The 18,419-nt window shown below is 65.6% G+C and carries 19 protein-coding genes; 8 read left to right on the forward strand and 11 right to left on the reverse strand.

Going from position 1 to position 18,419, the window contains the following annotated elements; genetic code table 11:
• The first annotated feature begins 6 nt into the window (after nt 1-6).
• Nucleotides 7-1,089, forward strand: coding sequence for a tetratricopeptide repeat protein (locus ACH2CY_RS08585; RefSeq protein WP_395018162.1), 1,083 nt, complete (start codon nt 7-9; stop codon nt 1,087-1,089).
• A 109-nt stretch (nt 1,090-1,198) separates the two neighbouring features.
• Here the strand turns inward: ACH2CY_RS08585 and ACH2CY_RS08590 are convergent, their stop codons facing one another.
• Nucleotides 1,199-3,439 (reverse strand): hypothetical protein, encoded by a 2,241-nt coding sequence (locus tag ACH2CY_RS08590; protein ID WP_395018164.1) that lies wholly within the window; start codon nt 3,437-3,439, stop codon nt 1,199-1,201.
• Nucleotides 3,440-3,956: 517 nt separating this feature from the next.
• On the opposite strand from ACH2CY_RS08590, the gene ACH2CY_RS08595 reads away from it, so the two are divergent.
• The gene (locus ACH2CY_RS08595; RefSeq protein WP_395018166.1) at nt 3,957-4,409 is read left to right on the forward strand and encodes a hypothetical protein; all 453 of its coding nucleotides are present in this window, start codon (nt 3,957-3,959) and stop codon (nt 4,407-4,409) included.
• A gap of 6 nt (nt 4,410-4,415) precedes the next feature.
• Here the strand turns inward: ACH2CY_RS08595 and ACH2CY_RS08600 are convergent, their stop codons facing one another.
• Genes ACH2CY_RS08600 through ACH2CY_RS08610 form a run of 3 tightly spaced genes read right to left on the reverse strand, consistent with a single transcriptional unit; the run spans nt 4,416 to nt 6,291 of the window.
• Nucleotides 4,416-4,856 (reverse strand): hypothetical protein, encoded by a 441-nt coding sequence (locus ACH2CY_RS08600; protein WP_395018167.1) that lies wholly within the window; start codon nt 4,854-4,856, stop codon nt 4,416-4,418.
• Nucleotides 4,857-4,870: 14 nt separating this feature from the next.
• Nucleotides 4,871-5,203 carry a rod-binding protein gene (locus tag ACH2CY_RS08605; RefSeq protein ID WP_395018169.1) on the reverse strand — a complete coding sequence of 111 codons (333 nt, stop codon included), beginning with the start codon at nt 5,201-5,203 and terminating at the stop codon, nt 4,871-4,873.
• On the reverse strand, nt 5,200-6,291 hold the full coding sequence (locus tag ACH2CY_RS08610; RefSeq protein WP_395018170.1) for a flagellar basal body P-ring protein FlgI: 1,092 nt from the start codon (nt 6,289-6,291) through the stop codon (nt 5,200-5,202). The genes ACH2CY_RS08605 and ACH2CY_RS08610 overlap by 4 nt, the downstream gene beginning before the upstream one ends.
• A gap of 357 nt (nt 6,292-6,648) precedes the next feature.
• On the opposite strand from ACH2CY_RS08610, the gene ACH2CY_RS08615 reads away from it, so the two are divergent.
• On the forward strand, nt 6,649-7,080 hold the full coding sequence (locus ACH2CY_RS08615; protein ID WP_395018172.1) for a flagellar assembly protein FliX: 432 nt from the start codon (nt 6,649-6,651) through the stop codon (nt 7,078-7,080).
• Between the two features lie 165 nt (nt 7,081-7,245).
• A complete protein-coding gene (dksA, locus tag ACH2CY_RS08620; protein ID WP_395018174.1) occupies nt 7,246-7,662 on the forward strand; it encodes an RNA polymerase-binding protein DksA in 417 nt (138 codons plus the stop codon).
• Nucleotides 7,663-7,675: 13 nt separating this feature from the next.
• Here dksA and ACH2CY_RS08625 read toward each other — a convergent pair whose 3' ends face one another.
• Nucleotides 7,676-8,203: a PAS domain-containing protein gene (locus tag ACH2CY_RS08625; protein WP_395018176.1), complete on the reverse strand. Its 528-nt coding sequence runs from the start codon at nt 8,201-8,203 to the stop codon at nt 7,676-7,678.
• Nucleotides 8,204-8,488: 285 nt separating this feature from the next.
• Here ACH2CY_RS08625 and ACH2CY_RS08630 point away from each other — a divergent pair, with 285 nt between their 5' ends.
• From ACH2CY_RS08630 to ACH2CY_RS08640, 3 genes are all read left to right on the forward strand, one after another.
• Nucleotides 8,489-8,944, forward strand: coding sequence for a (2Fe-2S)-binding protein (locus tag ACH2CY_RS08630; RefSeq protein WP_395018178.1), 456 nt, complete (start codon nt 8,489-8,491; stop codon nt 8,942-8,944).
• Between the two features lie 3 nt (nt 8,945-8,947).
• Nucleotides 8,948-11,164 (forward strand): molybdopterin cofactor-binding domain-containing protein, encoded by a 2,217-nt coding sequence (locus tag ACH2CY_RS08635; RefSeq protein ID WP_395018179.1) that lies wholly within the window; start codon nt 8,948-8,950, stop codon nt 11,162-11,164.
• Between the two features lie 143 nt (nt 11,165-11,307).
• Nucleotides 11,308-12,654 (forward strand): hypothetical protein, encoded by a 1,347-nt coding sequence (locus ACH2CY_RS08640; protein ID WP_395018180.1) that lies wholly within the window; start codon nt 11,308-11,310, stop codon nt 12,652-12,654.
• Here the strand turns inward: ACH2CY_RS08640 and ACH2CY_RS08645 are convergent, their stop codons facing one another.
• The 5 genes from ACH2CY_RS08645 to ACH2CY_RS08665 form a co-directional block, all read right to left on the reverse strand.
• Nucleotides 12,655-12,885 carry a hypothetical protein gene (locus ACH2CY_RS08645; RefSeq protein ID WP_395018182.1) on the reverse strand — a complete coding sequence of 77 codons (231 nt, stop codon included), beginning with the start codon at nt 12,883-12,885 and terminating at the stop codon, nt 12,655-12,657.
• A 102-nt stretch (nt 12,886-12,987) separates the two neighbouring features.
• Nucleotides 12,988-13,908, reverse strand: coding sequence for a pseudouridine-5'-phosphate glycosidase (locus ACH2CY_RS08650; protein ID WP_395018183.1), 921 nt, complete (start codon nt 13,906-13,908; stop codon nt 12,988-12,990).
• Between the two features lies 1 nt (nt 13,909).
• Nucleotides 13,910-14,863: a carbohydrate kinase family protein gene (locus ACH2CY_RS08655; protein ID WP_395018184.1), complete on the reverse strand. Its 954-nt coding sequence runs from the start codon at nt 14,861-14,863 to the stop codon at nt 13,910-13,912.
• A gap of 70 nt (nt 14,864-14,933) precedes the next feature.
• On the reverse strand, nt 14,934-15,581 hold the full coding sequence (locus ACH2CY_RS08660; RefSeq protein WP_395018186.1) for a DUF1013 domain-containing protein: 648 nt from the start codon (nt 15,579-15,581) through the stop codon (nt 14,934-14,936).
• A gap of 444 nt (nt 15,582-16,025) precedes the next feature.
• A complete protein-coding gene (locus ACH2CY_RS08665) occupies nt 16,026-17,021 on the reverse strand; it encodes an NAD(P)H-quinone oxidoreductase (protein ID WP_395018188.1) in 996 nt (331 codons plus the stop codon).
• A gap of 97 nt (nt 17,022-17,118) precedes the next feature.
• Here ACH2CY_RS08665 and ACH2CY_RS08670 point away from each other — a divergent pair, with 97 nt between their 5' ends.
• Nucleotides 17,119-17,301 carry a DUF1192 domain-containing protein gene (locus ACH2CY_RS08670; protein ID WP_395018189.1) on the forward strand — a complete coding sequence of 61 codons (183 nt, stop codon included), beginning with the start codon at nt 17,119-17,121 and terminating at the stop codon, nt 17,299-17,301.
• An 11-nt stretch (nt 17,302-17,312) separates the two neighbouring features.
• Here the strand turns inward: ACH2CY_RS08670 and ACH2CY_RS08675 are convergent, their stop codons facing one another.
• A complete protein-coding gene (locus ACH2CY_RS08675; RefSeq protein ID WP_395018190.1) occupies nt 17,313-18,203 on the reverse strand; it encodes a 2OG-Fe(II) oxygenase family protein in 891 nt (296 codons plus the stop codon).
• Nucleotides 18,204-18,419: the final 216 nt, after the last annotated feature.

The raw sequence follows: 18,419 nt of genomic DNA on the forward strand, positions 1-18,419 counted from the left end.
TTGCAGATGGCCATGAACCGCAAGGATCGCCGCGCCGCGGCGAAGCAGGATCGAACCGGGCGCGGCAAGGCCACCTCCGGCGCGCTGATCTCAAAGATAAACCAGGCGATTTCCCTGGCGCAGGCCGGCGATCTGGCCGGCGCGGAGGCGGTGCTCGATGCCGCCCGCAAGAGCGATCCGGACCAACCCGAGATCAACCACCAGCTGGGCATGATCCATGCCCGCACCGGCAGGACCGATTCCGGCCTCGAACTGTTGCGCAGAGCGGTCGAGAAGTGTCCCGAGGAATCCCTCTATTGGAACAACCTCGCGGCGGCGTGCCTGGCGATCGAGCGGTCGCAGGAAGCGGTCGATGCCGCGCGCAAGGCTCTCGCGCTCGATCCGAAGAATTTCATTGCCTGTCAGAATCTGGCGCTCGGGCAGCGCGATCTCGGCGATCGTGCCGCTGCCGCTGAGGCTTTCGCCCGGGCGGAGACACTCGGCAGCCTGGACGCCGGTGCCTTGGCGAGCTGGGGTGAAAGCCTCGCAGCGCTCGGTCGGTTCGCCGAAGCTGAAGCAGTGGTGCGACGCGCTCTCGCCATGGTCGCCGATGAGGCGCAGATCCTGACGCTGCTGGGCTGGATCTTGAGCGAGCAGGGCAAGAACGAGGAAGCCCGGGACACTTTCCGGCGCAGCCTTGACCTGAAGGCGGATCAATTTCTCGCCGCCTTCAACTACGCCATCCTTTCGCTCCGCGCCGGCGACGGCGTGGTGGGCCTGCGTTGGCTGCGCCGCGCGACCTCAATCGATCCGAAATCGGCGGTGGCCTGGCGGATCCTGGCCCAGGAGCTGGCAAACCAGGGCCTGGCCGAGGAAGCTCTGCCGGTCGCCGAGCGCACCCTGCGCCTCGCCCCGGACGACGCGGAGATCAAGAGCCTGATCCGCAAGCTCAAGGGCGAGGCGGAGCCCGAAACGCCGGCCTTCACCATCGACTTCGGGGAGATGGCGCCTGCCGCGGCGGTCGAACCCAAGGCCCCCGAGGCCAAGCCGCTCGCCGGCTCCGGCGTCTTCGATCTTTCGGTCGTGAAGATCGGCGGCGACGACAACTGAGCTTCGGGCACCGCTGCCCCCGCCGCGCCACCTCTCCATCGGAAAAGAGAAGGCCCGGCGACTGGGGCAAGTCGCCGGGCCGGTCTGTCGCCGTCAGGGTCGATGGCGATCAGAACAACTTCAGGATGGCCTGTTGGGCCTGGTTCGCGAGACTTAGGGTGATGGTGCCGAGCTGCTGCCTGGTCTGCAGCTGCAGCATGTTGGCGCTTTCCTCGTTCTGGTCCGCCTGGACCAGCTTGTTGGCGCCTTCCGCCAGGATGTTCACGAAGGAGTCGGTGAACTTCTGTCGTTCCTGGATGATGTCGAGGTTGTTGTTCAGGCCCGAGGTCTGTGCCTGCAACTCGATCTTCGCGGCCTGGATCATCTTGCTCGCGACCTCGAGATCCGCACGGTCGAGCCAGTTGTTCTGCGCATTGTCAACCGCGAGGCCCTGTCCGTCGGTCTGCAGGTTCTTGCTGATGACCTGGATGTGCGCGACGTTGGTTTCGTCGAGCTGGACCGTCATGTTGTTGGCGTCGGTGGCATTGGTCACCTGCGCCGTGCTCAGCGTGGACGTGTATCCGGTCTGGCCGGCGCGCACGTCGAACGCGACCTGCCGGGGTGCCGTGTAGGCGCCGATCGCGTTCATGATGATCTGGCCGGTGGCGTTGGACTGCAGCACGCTGCTGCCCAGGCTCAGGACCAGGGTGGCGCCGCTGTTGACGCCGCCGGAGATCACGAAGTTGATCACCTGCGAGGAGCCGAGCGTGCCGTTGTAGGTCGCCTTGCCGCCGAACCCGTCGTCGAGCACGAAGGTCGAGGCGCTGATATCGGTCTTCATGTTGATGGTCATGCGCGTCGCCACGTCGTTGGCGAAGCCCGAGACCGCACCGACCGAGATGTTGCTGACGTCCAGCACGCCGCCGAGGACGATCGCGGTCGACTGCACCTGGGACGCGTCCGAGGCCGAGGCGACCGTGGTGCGCGCCAGGCCGGCGGTGCGGAAGTCGATGGTGACACTGCCCGCCGGCGCGCCGTCGGCGATGCTGTTGATCGAATAGAGGCCGTCGCCGTTGACCACGATGGTGGAGGTGCCGGCCGGGCCGGTAACCGTCACGCTGTAGGCGGTGAACTTGCCGGCGATGAAGTCGAAGTTCGCCGGGTCGGCATGCGCCGTCACCGTGTAGGTGAAGTCGTTGGAGATACCGGCGAGCGGGATGGTCGGGGTGCCGGCGATCGCGTCCGCGGCGCCGCCATAGGCGCCGCCGACGATCGCGTTGTACTGCGACGACTGCAGGATGGTCTTCTCGTCGATGGTGAGGCGCGGCGTGCCGGTGTCGAAGTTCCAGGAGTTCTGGCCGTCCGCCAGCTTCTGCTGACCCGAAAGGTTCGATGCGCTGCGCGTGACCGTGGCGCCGATGCCGTTGAAGTTGGTGACGCCGATGCCGAGGTCGGCGAACTTCTCGATGACCGAGGTGCCGACGCCGGCGGTGTCCGGCACCGCTTCGATCTGCTCGAAGTCGACATCGAAGTTGATATGCGTGCCGCTGACGAACTGGTGGTCGAAGTTGAGCGTCTGGCCGGTCGAGTTCGCGGCCTTCCACTGCGCCTGGGTGAAGGTCTGGGTGAAGGCGACCGTGCCCTCGGTGACCGTGATGGTCTTGTCCTGGCCGACGCCGCCGGTGATCTTCACCGAGAGCGAGCTGAAGGTGGCCTGCACCTTGCTCTGGAAGCCGCTGACGACGACGTTGCTGATGCCGCGGTCGGCCTCGGCATTGGCGACGTCGGTCGCGTTGGCGGAGATCTTGCCGTCGCCCTTGATCGCAATGACATAGTCGTCGGTCGTCATCACGTTGGTGACGGTGGCCCCGGTGACGCCCGGGATCGCGTTGGTCGAGCTCTTGGTCGACGAGGTCGCGTCCATCCGCAGGCCGTTGCCGATCACCAGGTTCTTGCCGTTGTAGTTGGCGCCCTGGGCGAGCTTGTTGATCTGGTCAAGCAGCGTGTTGAACTGCGTCGCCAGCGATTTGCGCAGGCTGATCGAGTTGGCATCCGAACCGAGGTTCTGCTGCGCCTGGTTGATCAGCGCCTGCGCCTGGTCGAGATAGTTGCCGATCGTGGTCGCCGCCGTATTGGCGGTCTGGATCGTGCTGACCGACTGGCCGATCGAGTCTTTCAAGGCCGAAAGGTCGTCGGCCCGGTTGTTGAGGCCCTTGGCGGCGAAATAGGCGACGGGCCCATCGAGCGCGCTGTTGATCTTGTTGCCGGTCGACAGCCGCTGCTGCGTCCGATCGAGCAGGGACTGGGTCGACTGCAAGAGCAGCAGGTTCCCGCGGATGCCGCTCGTCAATGGGATGTCGTTCGTTGCCATCAGGGTTCTCCCGTAATCTCGGCTGACCGAAGCCTTTGGCCCCGGCTAGGCTGGTCAACCCAGCCCTCGGACCCCTTAATGCAGTCGCCATGCCAACTGCTATTTCATTGATGTGGCGAGAGAAAATGACGTTTCTGGGATGCCCGGGCGGGGGCGCCACCCTGCAATAATCGCCGGGAGGGAACAGAATTGCCGACCGGATCGTTGGCTTCAGGTGGGTAGAAAGCTCCGGGTTGCTTATGAATCGGAATGGTAGAGGAAGACTCTTCGCCCGGTTTCTGAAGAATCACACCATTGGGTCGGGCTTCCCAGGGTTAAAGTCTTGAAGTCAAGTGTTAACAGGCCTATTGTAACCCTGCCCGGGTTCTAATCTGGATCCATATTGCCGGGTGAAGAGGTTTTTAGTTGAATACGTGGCGAAACAGCGGGTTAGGTTGCCCGTTCGCGGATAGACAAGATGCTGAGTGTAAGCAACACGTTGGGAAGTTCTGGCGGTTCGCCCTCGCTTGATGCGCGGGTGGCGGTCGGTGCTGGCGTGTTCGCCGTCAGCGCCGCGGAAGCCAGCGTTCCGGAGCCTCAGCCCCGCGTCATAACGACGCCCACGCCGACCCCCGAGCAGAAGATTTTCGCCTACAACGCCTTCGAGTTCAGCTATCGCTCGGACTTCGGCAAGGTGATCCTGCTGCAGCAGAATGTCGAGACCGGCGCGGAAGTCACCCAGGTCCCCACCGAATATCACCTCCGGCAATATGCGGCGTCGCAGCGCGAGCAGCGCGTGCAGCTGCAGCAGAAGCTCTACAAAGGCGCCGGCGGGGAAACCCAGACCGCGCCGCAGACCGTCGTGGTGAGTACCGGCGCCAAGCAGGCCGTATCGACCAGTGCGCCCGCGGCCTCGCCGCCGGCTTCGCCTTCCGTCGCACCGAGCACCGCCGCGGCCGCGACGGCTCCCCACGTCGACATCAAGGCCTGATCCTCTTCAAGCGCGTTGTTGCACGGTCGCCGGCTCCGCGGCGACGGAGCGACGTCCCTTGCGCAGCGAACCACGCTGATCATAGCCGGTGACGCTGGAGCGCTTTTCGTCCAGGGCTGAAACCACCGCCCGCATCACCCGCTCGTTGACGTCGCGCATGGCGCGCAGCGCACGCAAGTTCTCGCTGACCGCCGCCTGGACCCGCTCGGTCGCCTCGACCAGCTCGTCCTTCAAGGCGGCGCTGATCGCCTGGTTCTCGCCGCTCGGCTCTTTGAGCGCCAGGGTGAAGGCGCGGTAGGTGTCGGCCAGCGCGATCTTCTCGACCTGCATCTGCTTCAGCGCTTCCGGCCGCATGGCGCGGATCGCTTCCATCTCCTGCTGCAGGCAGCCGATCAGCCGCGAGGTGATGGCCAGGAGCTCGGTGACGCGCGACGACGGTTTGGGCATGGACGAGAAATCCCCTATTGCTGCTCCTGCAGCTGCAGAAGCTGACGCTTCACGACATCGGCGATGCCGAGCACATGCTGCCGAGCGACCGCCTTGCCGTATTCCTGGACCATCAGCGAGCGGAACATCCCTTCCGCCTCGCCGCCGCCGGTGACCGAGTCCGGCTTGATGCCGGACAACATCTGCTCGAAATAGGCGCCGGCGAAGAAGGCCTCGAAGTCCTCGGCGACCTTGTCGATCGCGGCTTCGTTCTGCTGCTTCGCCATCGCCGCGCGCTGCTGTGCCAGCTGGCGCGGATCGGGCGTGTAGGTCGGCCCAAGGGACGGCAATGGCGAGACCGTGTTCATTGCGTGACGATATCCGCCTGGAGGGCACCCGAGGCCTTGATCGACTGCAGGATCGAAATGAGATCCCGCGGGCCGACGCCGAGCGAATTGATGCCGGTCACCAGCTGCTCGAGGGTCAGGCTGGTCGGCAGCACCGCGAGCTTGCGGTTGCGGTCTTCCTGCACCTCGATATCGGTGCGCGGCACGACCACCGTGACGCCGGTCGAGGAGAAGGGCGAGGGCTGCGAGACCTGCGGGGTCTCGGTCACGCGGATGGTGAGGTTGCCCTGCGCCACCGCGACCTTGCTGATCCGCACGTTCTCGCCCATCACGATGACGCCGGTATTCTCGTCGATCACCACGCGGGCCTGCTGGTCGGGCTCGATCGGCAGCTGCTCGACATTGGTGATCAGCGCGGCCGGGCCGCCGGGGAACTGGCTGGAGTTGAGCTGCACGGTGCCGCCGTCGAGCGGCAGCGCGGTGCCGGCGCCGACCGCGGCGTTGATCGCATCCGAGATCCGCTGGGCGGTAGTGAAATCCGGGTTGCGCAGCGACAGTTTGAGGCTGCCGAGCTGGTTCAATTCGAACGGGATCTCGCGCTCGACGATGCCACCGCGCACGATCCGGCCGCTGGTCGGCACGCCGCGCACGATGGTCTCGGCGGCACCCGCCGCCTTGAAGCCGCCGATGGTGATCCCGCCCTGGGCCACCGCATAGACTTCGCCGTCGGCGCCGATCAGCGGGGTCGCCAGCAGGATGCCGCCCTGCAGGCTGGTGGCATCGCCCAGGCTGGAGACGCTGACGTCGATCTCGCTGCCCTGGCGGGAGAAGGCGGGGAGGTTGGCGGTCACCATCACCGCGGCCAGATTCTTGGTCTCGAGGTCGGCGTTGTCGCGGTTGATCTTGACGCCCAGGCGCTCGAGCATGCCGATCAGGCTTTCCCGGGTGAACGGCGCCTTCTTCTTCATATCGTCGCCGGTGCCGTCCAGGCCGACCACCAGACCGTAGCCGACCAGCTGGTTCTCGCGCACACCCTCGAAATCGGCGATGTCCTTGATCCGCGAGGTGGCGGCGGCGGGGATCGCGGTCGCGGCCAGGGCTGCCAGCATCACGCCCAGGCGGGCCAACCTGAGGCAAGCGGAACGGGGTCTGCTGGAGGTCGGTCGCGGCATGTTCGGTCCGATTTCTTCGGCGGTTGACTGGCTTTGCGCCCGCTAACAAGCGAATCCCATGCCACGCGTCCCCATAACACTTATGATAATGATTTCAGCTGGTTAAGAGATATGCCCTGGGCCGGCTGCGGCGCCCGGGCCACGCGCGCGCAGGACCGACCTTAACCTTCCGGCAGTTTCTGCCGGGACCCCGGGAGCGATCGGCAAGCCTTTGGATTTCTTTATAGAATGTTAAGGATACGGTGACTAAAAGGGCAGGCAGGGCGTTGCCCGAATGGAGTCGCTCCCCGACCGATGAAAGTCGAACCCACCGCACCGAGACCGACGACGACCGTCCGCAAGACCGGCGGCACTTCGGCGACCGGTTCCGGCGCCTTTGCCAAGGCGTTGAGCGATACCCAGCAGAGCCATGGGCCGGGCATGCCGGTCAGCGTCGGCTTCACCGACCTCAATACCGTGCTGGCCCTCCAGGAGGCCCCGGACGCCACCCGCGGCCGGGCCCGCAAGCGGGCCCAGGAACGCGGCAACATGATGCTGGACCACCTGGAGGAGATCCGGTTGGGCCTGCTGCTCGGCACTATCCCGATGGCGAAGCTGGAGCAGCTCGCCAGCCTGGTGCGGGCCAAGCGCGAGCAGATCGACGATCCCAAGCTCCTCGCCATCCTCGATGAGATCGAGCTCCGCGCCGCCGTGGAGCTGGCCAAGCTGAGCCGCCCGGCGCCCTGAGCGCTGCGATATAGAATCCTTAAATTACAATAAGTTGAACGGCAAGCTCGGCGCCAAATCGGACTTGCGAGGACAACTTTATTCCCTTATTACTCCCCGCGCCCGGCCCCCAGGGACTCGCCTTGGGGTGTAACCCGGGAACCGGCGTATCCAATCGAGCACTGCATGAAACCGTTGCTTTCGCCCGACTATCGGCCGACCGAAAAAGAGTCCTTCATGAACCCGATGCAGCTGGAGTATTTCCGGCAGAAGCTGCTCGGATGGAAAGCCGAGCTGCTCCGGGAATCGAACGAGACCCTGAGCCATCTCCAGGAAGAGAGCCTTTCGGAACCGGATATCGCCGACCGCGCCTCGCTGGAGACCGACCGCGCCCTCGAGCTGCGCACCCGCGACCGCGAGCGCAAGCTGATCTCCAAGATCGACGAGGCGCTGCTCCGGATCGAGGACGGCTCCTACGGCTATTGTGAGGAGACCGGCGAGCCGATTTCGCTGAAGCGCCTGGAAGCCCGCCCGATCGCGACCCTGTCGATCGAGGCCCAGGAACGCCACGAGCGGATGGAACGCACCCACCGCGACGACTGAGGACGGCTCCGGCCTATTCCTCTTCGTCCTTTTCCCAGCTGTGGTAGCGCAGCAGGACCGAGGATTCCTCCACCCGCGGGTGGAAGCGGTAGTCGTAGTAGAAAACCAGGATGATGCTGACCGTCTCGCCGTCTTCGGAGAGCGGGAGGAAGATCACGTCCTGCTTCTCCAGCGCGCCGTCCGGTGCGCGGTAATCGCCGCGAAAGCAGCAAGGCGCGCCGGTCTCTGCGACATGTTCATAGTAGAGCAGCGATTCCTCCGCCGAGGAGGCGAAGAACGCCTCGGCGACCGAGCGTCCGGTCGGATCGTTGCCGCGGGACGCCACTTCCTCGGTCCCGACCAGCCGATAGACGAAGCGCCGGGCGTCCGGAACGACATCCACCAGGGTGATCCGCGGCAGGAAGGCCTTGATCTCGGTGGGGTCGATGTCGGTGCGGCGCGGCATGCGGCGGTCGCCGGCCTTCAACCGCCAGTAATCGACCATGGCGCGGATGTCCGGATGGCACGCGGCGATCCGGCTTTCGGTTTCCTGCTGGCTCACCCGCTCCAACACCCGGTTCCGCCCTTTCCGGCATAACCCCTGACGCAATCTATAACTTTCGGCGGAAGGTCGGATACGGCGCCCGCGGCTTTATCCCCAGGGAATTCAGGGCCTGGGCAAAATACTGCCCATCTCGCCATTGCAAAAGCGGAGGCGCCTCCTGATATACTCGGGGCTAGTGACCTTCGAGCCTTGCCTAGACGCATATTCTCCCGCCATCGGCCGCGCCGGTGTCGGGACATCGCCGTTTCTCATCCGCACCGCCCTCGGGAGGGGCCACGCGCCATGATCACACTGAAAGTCAATGGACAGGACCATCAGGTCGATGTCGATCCCGCGACGCCCTTGCTCTGGGTGCTGCGCGACACAATTGGACTGACCGGCACGAAATACGGGTGCGGCATCGCCGCCTGCGGCGCCTGCACCGTCCATATGGACGGCCAGCCGACCCGCTCCTGCAGTGTCACCGTGGGCGATGTCGGTCCGGCCAGCATCACCACGATCGAGGCGGTGGAGAGCAAGGCCGCGAAGGCGGTGCAGACCGCCTGGCAGAAGCTCGACGTCGTGCAATGCGGCTACTGCCAGTCCGGCCAGATCATGGCGGCGACGGCTTTGCTCGAGAGCAACCCGAAGCCGACGCAGGAAGACATCGAGGCGGCGATGACCAACATCTGCCGCTGCGCCACCTATCAACGCATCCGAACCGCGGTCGATGAAGCCGCCCGCATCATGGAGGGCTGAGTCATGTTGATCCGCAAGAACGACGCACTGCCCATCAACGCCATCACCCCGAGCCGCCGCAACTTCCTCAAAGCCGGCGTCGTTGCCGGCGCCGGTCTCGTGATCGGCTGGCATGGCCTGGGAGGCCGCATCACCAGTGCGCAGGCCGCGGGGGCCGGCAGTCCCTTCGAGGGCTATATCCGTATCTCGCCCGAGAACAAGGTGACCGTGCTCGCCGCACATCTCGACATGGGCCAGGGCATCTACACCGGAACCGCGACCCTGGTCGCGGAGGAGCTTGAGTCCGACTGGTCGCAGATGGAGGTCGAAGGCGGCTACGGCAACCCGGCGCTCTACGGCAATGTTGCCTTCGGCGGCAAGTTCCAGGGCACCGGTGGTTCAACGGCGACGATGAGCTCGTTCGACCGCTATCGCCGCGCCGGCGCCATGGCGCGGGTGATGCTGGTCAACGCCGCCGCCAAGCAATGGAATGTGCCGGCGGGCGAGATCACGGTCGCGAAAGGCGTGGTCAGCCACGGCAGCGGCAAGACCGCGACCTTCGGCGAGCTCGCCGAAGCCGCGGCCAAGGAAACGCCGCCGGCTGACGTCACCTTGAAAGACGCCGGCGCCTGGACCCTGATCGGCAATGCCGATCTCCGCCGTCTCGACTCTCCGGCGAAGACCACCGGGCATCAGACCTTCACGCTCGACGTGAAGCTGCCGGGCATGCTCTACGCCGTGGTCGCACGTCCGCCGCTGTTCGGCGCCACGGTGAAGTCCTTCGATGCCGCGGCCGCCAAGCAGGTGAAGGGCGTGGTCGATGTGGTGCAGATCCCGCGCGGCGTCGCAGTCGTCGCCGACAGCACCTGGAACGCCATGGAAGGCCGCAAAGCCTTGAAGGTCGAATGGGACGACAGCAAGGCCGAGAAGCGCGGCTCGCCGGAGCTGATGGCGGAATACAAGAAGCTCGCCGCCGGCAGCGAGGCCGCGGTGGCACGCCATGACGGCGACGCCGACGCGGCGATGAAGTCGGCGGCCAAGGTGATCTCGGCGGAGTTCGAGTTCCCCTACCTCGCCCATGCCGCCATGGAGCCGCTCGATGCCGTCGCCCGCAAGGACGGCGACAAGATCGAGATCTGGGGCGGCCACCAGATGCCCGACCTCTACCAGGGCATCGCGGCCGGGATTGCCGAGACCACGCCGGACAAGATCGTGCTCCACGTCATGATGACCGGCGGCAGCTTCGGCCGCCGCGCGGTCGGCGACGGCGATGTGATCGCCGAAGCGGTCGCGACCGCCAAGGCGATCGGTTGGAAAGCGCCGGTCAAGCTGGTCTGGACCCGCGAGGACGACATGACCGGCGGCCGCTATCGCCCGATGTACTTCCACAAGATGTCGGCCGGTCTCGACGGCGCGGGGAAGCTGGTCGCCTGGCAGCACCGCATCGTTGGCCAGTCGATCATGGCGGATGGCCCATTCGCCGGCATGATCCAGAACGGGGTCGATCCGACTTCGGTCGAGGGCGCTTCGACGCTGCCTTATGCGGTGCCGAACATCCATGTGGACCTGGTCACGACCAAGGTCGGCGTGCCGGTCTTGTGGTGGCGCTCGGTCGGCAGCACCCACACCGCCTATTCGACCGAGGTGGTGATCGACGAGGTGGCGCAGGCCGCGGGCCAGGACCCGATCGAGTTCCGCCTCGCCATGCTCGGCGACAAGCCGCGGCACAAGGCGGTGCTCGAGAAGGTGAAGGAGGCTTCCGGCTGGGGCCAGGCCTTGGAGAAGGGCCCTAATGGATCCCTTAGGGGCCGCGGCGTCGCCGTCGCCGAATCCTTCGGCTCCTATGTGGCGCAGGTGGTCGATGTCTCGGTCGATCAGGGCACGGTCAAGGTCGAGCGCGTGATCTGCGCGGTCGACTGCGGCACCGCCGTCAATCCGGACGTGATCAAGGCGCAGATGGAAGGCGGGATCGGCTACGGCTTGAGCGCCATCCTGAAGGGCGAGATCACCCTGAAGGACGGTGCGGTCGAGCAGACCAACTTCGACGGCTATGAAGTGCTGCATCTCGACGAGATGCCGCAGGTCGAAGTGCATATCCTGCAGTCCAAGGAAGGCCCGACCGGTGTCGGCGAGCCCGGCGTCCCGCCGATCGGCCCGGCTGTCGCCAACGCGGTCTTCGCCGCCACCGGCAAGCGCATCCGCGTCCTGCCGATGAGCAAGTTCGACTGGACCGCGGCGTAACGAACAGAGACAGGCTGCAGCTGTGACCGCGGTCACGGCTGCAGCCTGCGCTGCATCACATTTCCACGCTTGAACCGTTGCGCTGACTCGCGAGACCCATATGCTGCGCCGCATTCGGGGTCTCTGGAAAAGCGAGTCAATTCATGTTCCGCTGGTTGGCGATCGCCGCCGTCATCTTCCTTTCATCACCAGTCTTCGCCGCCGATCTCTCGCCGGACCAGCAGTCCGCGATCTGTGGCGCGCGCAAGACCTGCAAGACGACCACGGTGGATGCCGGGCAGGGGCCGGGCAACGTCAAGCTGACGGTGGTCGACGTGCATTTCGACGTCGTCGACAAGCCGGCGGAAGCGCCCGAAGACGGCTGCATCGGCGATCCGGAAGCGACCGACGCACCGGACCATGATGGCGGCCGCGAGCTCTGGCTGATCGCCGGCGCCGAGGCGCCGAAGCGCGTCCTCGCGCTGTGCAACGACGGCTATGGCTCCGCCGGCATGGGCGAGGACATGATCGAAGTCACCCCCAACATGATCACCTGGGACCAGAGCGGCGGCTCCGCCTGGCGCTGGGTCTCCACCAAGCAGATTCGCCTCAGCCCGCTCGCCGTCGTGAAAGAGTTCGACTGCAGCTATCACAACGCCATCCCCGGCAGCGGCACCTATACCGAAGTCGACCGCACCACCTTGTCGGCGCGCCAGGTCGGATCGGTTGCCGGCTTCAAATACAAGGAAGACGACGAGATCGGCTGTCCGGATTGGCCGAACGGCCCGGATGCGACCTTGCCGACCGGTCCCAAGATCGCCGGCGGCTACGCGATCCCGTTCCCCAATGCCGGCCCCGACGACGACGGCAACGGCTACCCCGAGGGCACCGTGCTCGGCGATTGCGCCCGCGAGCTCACCACCGACGGCCTCCACGGCTTCATGGTGTTCGGCAAGCCGATCGACGAGGGCGCGGCGACCGTGCGGGCCATCAAGGAAAGCGAAGCCTCGCTGCTGATCCAGGTCTTCGACCCGACCGCCGAAGCCGAATTGAAATCCGGCAAGGCCAAGTCCTGGGTGGGCCAGCCGCATATCGAGGTCTGGGTTTCCGAGATGGCGAACCCGGAGGACAATGACGGGCCGAACGGCGAGACCTACATCTATCGCCAGTTCGCGATCGGCCTGGACGGCAAGACCTATCCCGGCGCCAATGCCTTCGAGCCGCTGCCGACCGTCACCCATTGGCCGTCCAAGGACGAACTCGGCCACGACGTCACGGTCTATCGCGTGAAATGGGAAGGCGACAACGCCCGCCCGAGCTTCGGCATCGGCGTGGTCTATTCGCAGGCCAAGAACGGCAAGCAGGCGCGCATGGTCTCCAACGCGCAAATCAAGAAGAACAAGCCGCTCTATCTGCCCGACTCTTGGGCCAACGCTCCGGAGGACCAGGGCATTCCCAGCGCGACGTGCGCTGTGAACGCGGACAAGCGGCTGGACATCGTCAAGAACTGATCAGCGCGCCTGGCTGCGGGCGGATTGTGGCGACTTCTTGGTCGTCGCGGTCTGCCCCTGCTTGGGCCGGCCCTTGCTGTGCTTTTCCAGCGCGCCGAGCCCATGATGGGCCGCTTCGCCCTCGGCCGTGTCGCGCCTGTGCTTTTCGGGTGAACTGCGCCCGCGCTCGACCTGGTTCTGCTTGTCGAGCGCCCGCTTGAACTTGCCCACGTCGCCGTTCTGATCCGCCATGCTTCGGTGCTCCTTTCGGGACTAATCCGAGGCCAACGGTATGGGTTCCGCACCAATAAGACTCCCTCCCCCAATCTTGGGGGAGGAGAATGGTGGCTAGCGCTATCGCTCGGCCAGGGCGACGGCGATCTCGGCGGCCAGCCGCGCGTTGTTCTTCACCAGCGCGATATTGGCCTTGAGGCTGGCGCCGGCCGTCACTTCGTTGACGCGCTTCAGCAGGAAGGGCGTCGTCTCCTTGCCGGCGATGCCTTGCTTCGCGGCCTCTTCGAGCGCGGCGCGGATCGTGCCTTCGATCTTCGCCGCCGGAATCTCGTCGCCGGCCGGGATCGGGTTGGCGATGCTGACTCCGCCCCTCTTAGGTTGGCCGGGGGGCGAAAGCTCCCAGCGCGCCTTCAGGAAAGTCGCGATCTCCAGCGGCGTGTCGAGGCGCATCGGCGCGGCGAAGCCGCTCTCGCGCGAATAGAAGGCGGGGAAGCGGTCGGTCTTGTAGGCGATCACCGGCACGCTCAGAGTCTCCAGCATCTCCAGGGTGCGGCCGATGTCGAGGATCGACTTGGCGCCGGCGGAGACGACGGCGACCGGCGTCTCGGCGAGCTCGGTGAGGTCGGCGGAAACATCGAGCGTGGTCTCAACGCCGCGATGCACGCCGCCGATCCCGCCGGTGGCGAAGACGCGGATCCCGGCGCGGGCCGCGAGGCGCATGGTGGCGGCGACCGTGGTGGCGCCGTGCAGGCGCTTCGCCGCCGCCAGCGGCAGGTCGCGCACGCTGAGCTTCATCACGTCCTTTTCGGTTGCCAGCACGAAGAGCTCGGCGGCGCTCAAGCCCACCTTGTAGTCGCCGGCGATGACGGCGATGGTCGCCGGCACGGCGCCATGGTCGCGAATGATCTGCTCCAGCGCCTGCGCGGTCTCCAGGTTCTGCGGATGCGGCATGCCATGGGCGATGATGGTGGATTCCAGCGCCACCACCGGCCGGCTCTCTGCCAGCGCGTCCTGGACCTCGGTTGCGATCTCGAATGCCATGTCAGAGCTCCTTCACGCGGCGCTTCAGCGCCGCTGCCGTGCTGGTCAGGTTCTTCATGCTCATCTTGCGGCTGACGCTCTCGGAAGCGCTGACCGCAAGCCCCGCCGCCGCCTGGCCGAGCAAAGCCGCCTGCAGCGGCTTCATGCCGCCGACCAAGCCGGCCACATAGCCCGCCACATGCGCATCGCCGCCGCCGGTCACGTCCTGCGGCTTTGCCTGTGCGGCCGGGACATGGTGCTGCCTGATCTCGTCGCCCTGGATGGAAGATAGCAAGGCACCTTCCGGCCCCAGCCCGACCAGCACATTGGCGACGCCGCGATCATGCAGGCCACGCGCGGCCTTCGCGGTCGCTTCGAGCGACTTCACATCGCTGCCGGTCAGCGCGCCGAGCTGCTGCTGGTTCGGCGTGACGGTGTGGATCGCGGCGCCGCGGCGCAGGATGGCATTGAGTTTCTCGACCTTGACCGCCGAGACCGGCTCGACCAGGAAGGGGATGTCGTTCTGCTTGGCGCATTGCTGCAGCCATTGCAGGGAGTTGCGCTCGAGATTGCAGTCTGCCACCAGGAAGCCGGCGCCGGCGATCTCGGCGTGGCAGCGCTGCAGCAGGCGCTGGGTGATCTGCGCGGTGATGTCCATCGCCGAGACGCCGATCACCAGCTCGCCGTCACGGTCGAGCACCGCGGCATAGACGCCGGTTTGGCCGCCGCCGCGCCGCACCGCCGCGACATCGACGCCGGCCGCCTTGGTCGCGTCGAGCAGGTGATCGCCTTGCGCGTCGCGCCCCACCGCGCTGATCAGCTTCACCGCGACGTCGAGCCGGGCGAGGTTATGCGCGATGTTCCGCCCGACCCCGCCCGGCGACATCATCGCCATGCCGGGATTGGAGGTCGCGGGAATGGTCGGTCCCTTGATCGCGACCTTGATGTCGATGTTCGAACCACCGACCACCGTCACAAAAGAAACGCCGCGCCCGGTCGGGGCGCGGCGCGTCGGTTTAGCCGGCTTGCTCAAGAGAGCGAAGGCGTCAGTTCTTGCTCGGGAAGAACGAGCCGATGTCGAAGCGCGACTTCTCCTTCGGCTCCTGCATCGGTTCCTCGACGATCGGCTCGGCGCCGGGCAGCGGGTCGAGGGTCGCCGGCTTGCCGGCGGCCTTGCGGGCCTTGAGGATCGCGTTGTTGAGATCGGTCTGGGTGCAGAGGCCCAGCAGCACCGGATCGCGCGGGCGCAGGTTGGCCGAGTTCCAGTGGGTGCGGTCGCGCACCGCGGCGATGGTCTGCTTGGTGGTGCCGATCAGGCGCGAGATCTGCGCGTCGGTCAGCTCCGGGTGATGGCGCACCAGCCAGGCGACGGCGTCCGGCTTGTCCTGGCGCTTGGAGACCGGCGTGTAGCGCGGGCCCTTGCTGCGGGTCAGCGGCAGCGGGATCGCGACCTTGGCCATCTTCAGGCGCTGGGTCCCGTCCTTCTCGCAGCGCTCGATCTCTTCCTTGGTGAGCTGGCCGTTGGTGGTCGGGTCGAGACCGACGATGCCGATCGCGACCTCGCCGTCGGCTATGCCCTGGACTTCCAGCGGGTGCAGATTGCAGAAGGCGCCGATCTGGTCGAAGGTGAGCGTGGTGTTCTCCACCAGCCAGACGGCGGTCGCCTTCGGCATCAGAAGTTGCGGTGCAGCCATAAAATCCTCCTCCTCGGCCGCCGGGTTTCAGCCGGCGGGCGGCCAAGTCCGTTACTTGACCATTTGGGGTTTTGATCAGGGCGCGCCAATACGGCAGCGACACCAATTCAGCGCGGGAAATAGCATTTGGCGGGGGTTTCTCCAAGGAGAAACTAGACGTAGCTTTTTCAAATCGCCGACTGAATGACGGCGGTTCTTCTCGTCAAATGATTGATTTATTTAGTTTTTCTTGACAGCCTCGACCCGAGGCCAGTTGCTTTCGCGGCTTTAGTCGAACGCGATGTTCGCCGCACCCAGCGCACTGCGTCGGCAACGTCCTGCCGGGTCACCCCATCTGCGGCCAAGCGATCTCTGATCCTATCTGCCGGCATAACTTTAGCGCGCATTTTTCATCACTCCATCTCCCAAAAGATAACGGAGATGGCGGCAAAGCGCCACCCGCGTTCAAACGGTAAGAACTATCTTCCCGATATGCGCGCTGGATTCCATCAGCCGGTGGCCTTCGGCGGCTTCGGCGAGCTTCAGGGTCTTGTAGATGACCGGTTTGGCCTTGCCCGCCGCGAACAGCGGCAGGACGTGGCTCTTGAGCGCCGCGGCGATCTCGCCTTTCTGGGCCACCGAGCGCGGGCGCAGTGTCGAGCCGGTGATGGTCTGGCGCTTCATCATCACCGCGGCGAGGTTGATCTCCGCCTTGGCGCCCTGCAGGAAGGCGATCTGCACCAGCCGGCCGTCCACGGCTAGGCAGGCGAGGTTGCGGTTGATGTAGTCGCCGCCGACCATGTCGAGGATGAGATCGACACCGCGCTTCTCGGTGAACTTCGTGACCGCCTCGACGAAATCCGCCTCGCGGTAGTTGACCGCGAGATCGGCACCGAGCTTGCGGCAGGCCTCCGCCTTGTCGGCGCCGCCGACCGTGGTGATCACCTTGGCGCCGAACAAGTGTGCCAGCTGGATCGCGGTGGTGCCGATTCCGCTGGATCCGCCATGAACCATGAAGGTCTCGCCGGCCTTCAGCCGGCCGCGGTCGAAGACATTGGTCCAGACCGTGAAGAAAGTCTCCGGCACCGCGCCGGCCTCGACCATGCTGAAGCCTTTGGGCACCGGCAGGCATTGCGGCGCGGGTGCTGCGCAATATTCGGCATAGCCGCCGCCGGCCACCAGCGCCATGACCGGATCGCCGAGCTTCCAATCCTTAACCCCGCTGCCGACGGCGGCGATCGTGCCGGCGACTTCGAGGCCGGGCAGATCGGAGGCGCCGGGCGGCGGCGTGTAGTTGCCGGTCCGCTGCAGCACGTCGGGGCGATTGATGCCGGCCGCCGCGACCTTGATCAGCACCTCCTCGGCGCCGATCGCCGGCACCGGCCGCTTGCCGGGCTTCAGCACTTCCGGACCGCCGAAGCCGTCCAGCACGACGCAGTTCATTTCAGCAGGCAGGGTCATGGCGGTCCTCCGTTGCGAGCGATCAATAGCGGAGAAAGCCGGGCTTGGAAACCGGCGCGGCCGGGGCCATCATGCCGCCAACAGCGAGGAGCCTTCCATGGACACCGACGATCTCGAACCGCGGAAAGCCAAGCCCAAGCCCAAGAATCTCGACCCGATGTCGGTCGAGGATCTCGCGGAATATATCGAGGAGCTGAAGGCCGAGATCCGCCGGGTCGAGGAGAATATGCAAAAGAAGAAGGCCCACCTTTCTGCCGCGGCGGGCCTTTTCAAGACTTGATGCCGGCGCGCCTAGCGGCCGCGGCCCTCGGTGCCGTCCTCAAGCGTCGGCAGGCCGAATTTCAGCGGCAAGGCATTGGCCTCGGCGATGACGTCCGCATCCTTATTGGTCTCGTTGCGGATCCAGGGCTCCAGCACCTGGTTGCCCTCTGGGTTCACGAAGAACATCATCGAGTAGCGCGGGTCCTGGCGCCGGCTGTTCTTGACCTGGTGGAACAGCGGCGGGATCGCGCCGCCGGTCATCAAGGTCAGCAGGCTTCCCGGCATGATCAGGAACTCGTCCGGGCCGATATCGACCGGCTGATACTTGCCGTCGATCTCGGCCTCCAGTCCCGGCGCGTTCGACGTCACCAGCGTGATCAGGTGTCCGTCCTCATGGCCGTCCTGCAGCATGTCGCGGCTGTGCTGCGCCGGCTCGTAGTAGTTCACCTGGATGTAGGAGGCGCGCTGGAACTTGGGGCCGACCGTGCCGGGCGCCCACTTGTCGGCCATGGTCTGGAACAGACCGGCGACGTAAGTGGAGAGATCGTCGATGGTGCGACGCAGCTCCTGGTGGATCGGGCAGCTCTGGGTCCAGCCCGCGGCGTCGGCATGCGCGCGGTTGCGGTTCCAGAGCGAGAAGCTTTCGGTGAGGTCGGGCCGCTCCTTGACCTGGGAATATTCCAGGCCGATCTCGCGGTAGCCCTCGACATAGCGGGGCAAGGCGAAAGCGGATTTCTCGGGAAAGGGTTTCGCGAAGTATTCGCGGGCAACGGCAAAAGTATGGTCGATCTGGTGGCGAGTTTCGCGGCTGATTTTCAACTTGGCGTGGCCGCGCGCCAACAACTCTTCGAGCACGAGGCGGAAGGCAGGATTATCGACCGGGTTGCAATCATGAACCCGCTCCACGGCGTTGCTGAGCATGGCGTTCTCCCCATAAGGCTGCGAGCGATCTTCCGCGCGGTCCGCCGGCGAATCCGGGTATCGGACCTAACCGACCAGCCCTTTAACCACGCGCGCCTAACCGTACCCTGACCCAGTGCCCCTGTCACATAGCTATCAATGGGGTCACCTGCGTCCCGACGCCGCTACAGATCGCGCAAGCGTCGGCGGCATCGTTAACATTTTGTTCACATCTTC

The organism is Dongia sp. (genome assembly GCF_041905885.1).
Taxonomy (GTDB): Bacteria; Pseudomonadota; Alphaproteobacteria; order Dongiales; family Dongiaceae; genus Dongia.

Coding starts and splice junctions, on each gene's coding strand:
- dksA (WP_395018174.1), top strand. CDS start 7,246: ATGAAACCGTTGCTTTCGCCCGACTATCGGCCGACCGAAAAAGAGTCC.
- ACH2CY_RS08605 (WP_395018169.1), bottom strand. CDS start 5,203: ATGAACACGGTCTCGCCATTGCCGTCCCTTGGGCCGACCTACACGCCC.
- ACH2CY_RS08675 (WP_395018190.1), bottom strand. CDS start 18,203: ATGCTCAGCAACGCCGTGGAGCGGGTTCATGATTGCAACCCGGTCGAT.
- ACH2CY_RS08660 (WP_395018186.1), bottom strand. CDS start 15,581: ATGGCTGCACCGCAACTTCTGATGCCGAAGGCGACCGCCGTCTGGCTG.
- ACH2CY_RS08610 (WP_395018170.1), bottom strand. CDS start 6,291: ATGCTGGCAGCCCTGGCCGCGACCGCGATCCCCGCCGCCGCCACCTCG.
- ACH2CY_RS08600 (WP_395018167.1), bottom strand. CDS start 4,856: ATGCCCAAACCGTCGTCGCGCGTCACCGAGCTCCTGGCCATCACCTCG.
- ACH2CY_RS08645 (WP_395018182.1), bottom strand. CDS start 12,885: ATGGCGGATCAGAACGGCGACGTGGGCAAGTTCAAGCGGGCGCTCGAC.
- ACH2CY_RS08615 (WP_395018172.1), top strand. CDS start 6,649: ATGAAAGTCGAACCCACCGCACCGAGACCGACGACGACCGTCCGCAAG.
- ACH2CY_RS08590 (WP_395018164.1), bottom strand. CDS start 3,439: ATGGCAACGAACGACATCCCATTGACGAGCGGCATCCGCGGGAACCTG.
- ACH2CY_RS08670 (WP_395018189.1), top strand. CDS start 17,119: ATGGACACCGACGATCTCGAACCGCGGAAAGCCAAGCCCAAGCCCAAG.
- ACH2CY_RS08640 (WP_395018180.1), top strand. CDS start 11,308: ATGTTCCGCTGGTTGGCGATCGCCGCCGTCATCTTCCTTTCATCACCA.
- ACH2CY_RS08630 (WP_395018178.1), top strand. CDS start 8,489: ATGATCACACTGAAAGTCAATGGACAGGACCATCAGGTCGATGTCGAT.
- ACH2CY_RS08650 (WP_395018183.1), bottom strand. CDS start 13,908: ATGGCATTCGAGATCGCAACCGAGGTCCAGGACGCGCTGGCAGAGAGC.
- ACH2CY_RS08585 (WP_395018162.1), top strand. CDS start 7: ATGGCCATGAACCGCAAGGATCGCCGCGCCGCGGCGAAGCAGGATCGA.
- ACH2CY_RS08665 (WP_395018188.1), bottom strand. CDS start 17,021: ATGACCCTGCCTGCTGAAATGAACTGCGTCGTGCTGGACGGCTTCGGC.
- ACH2CY_RS08635 (WP_395018179.1), top strand. CDS start 8,948: ATGTTGATCCGCAAGAACGACGCACTGCCCATCAACGCCATCACCCCG.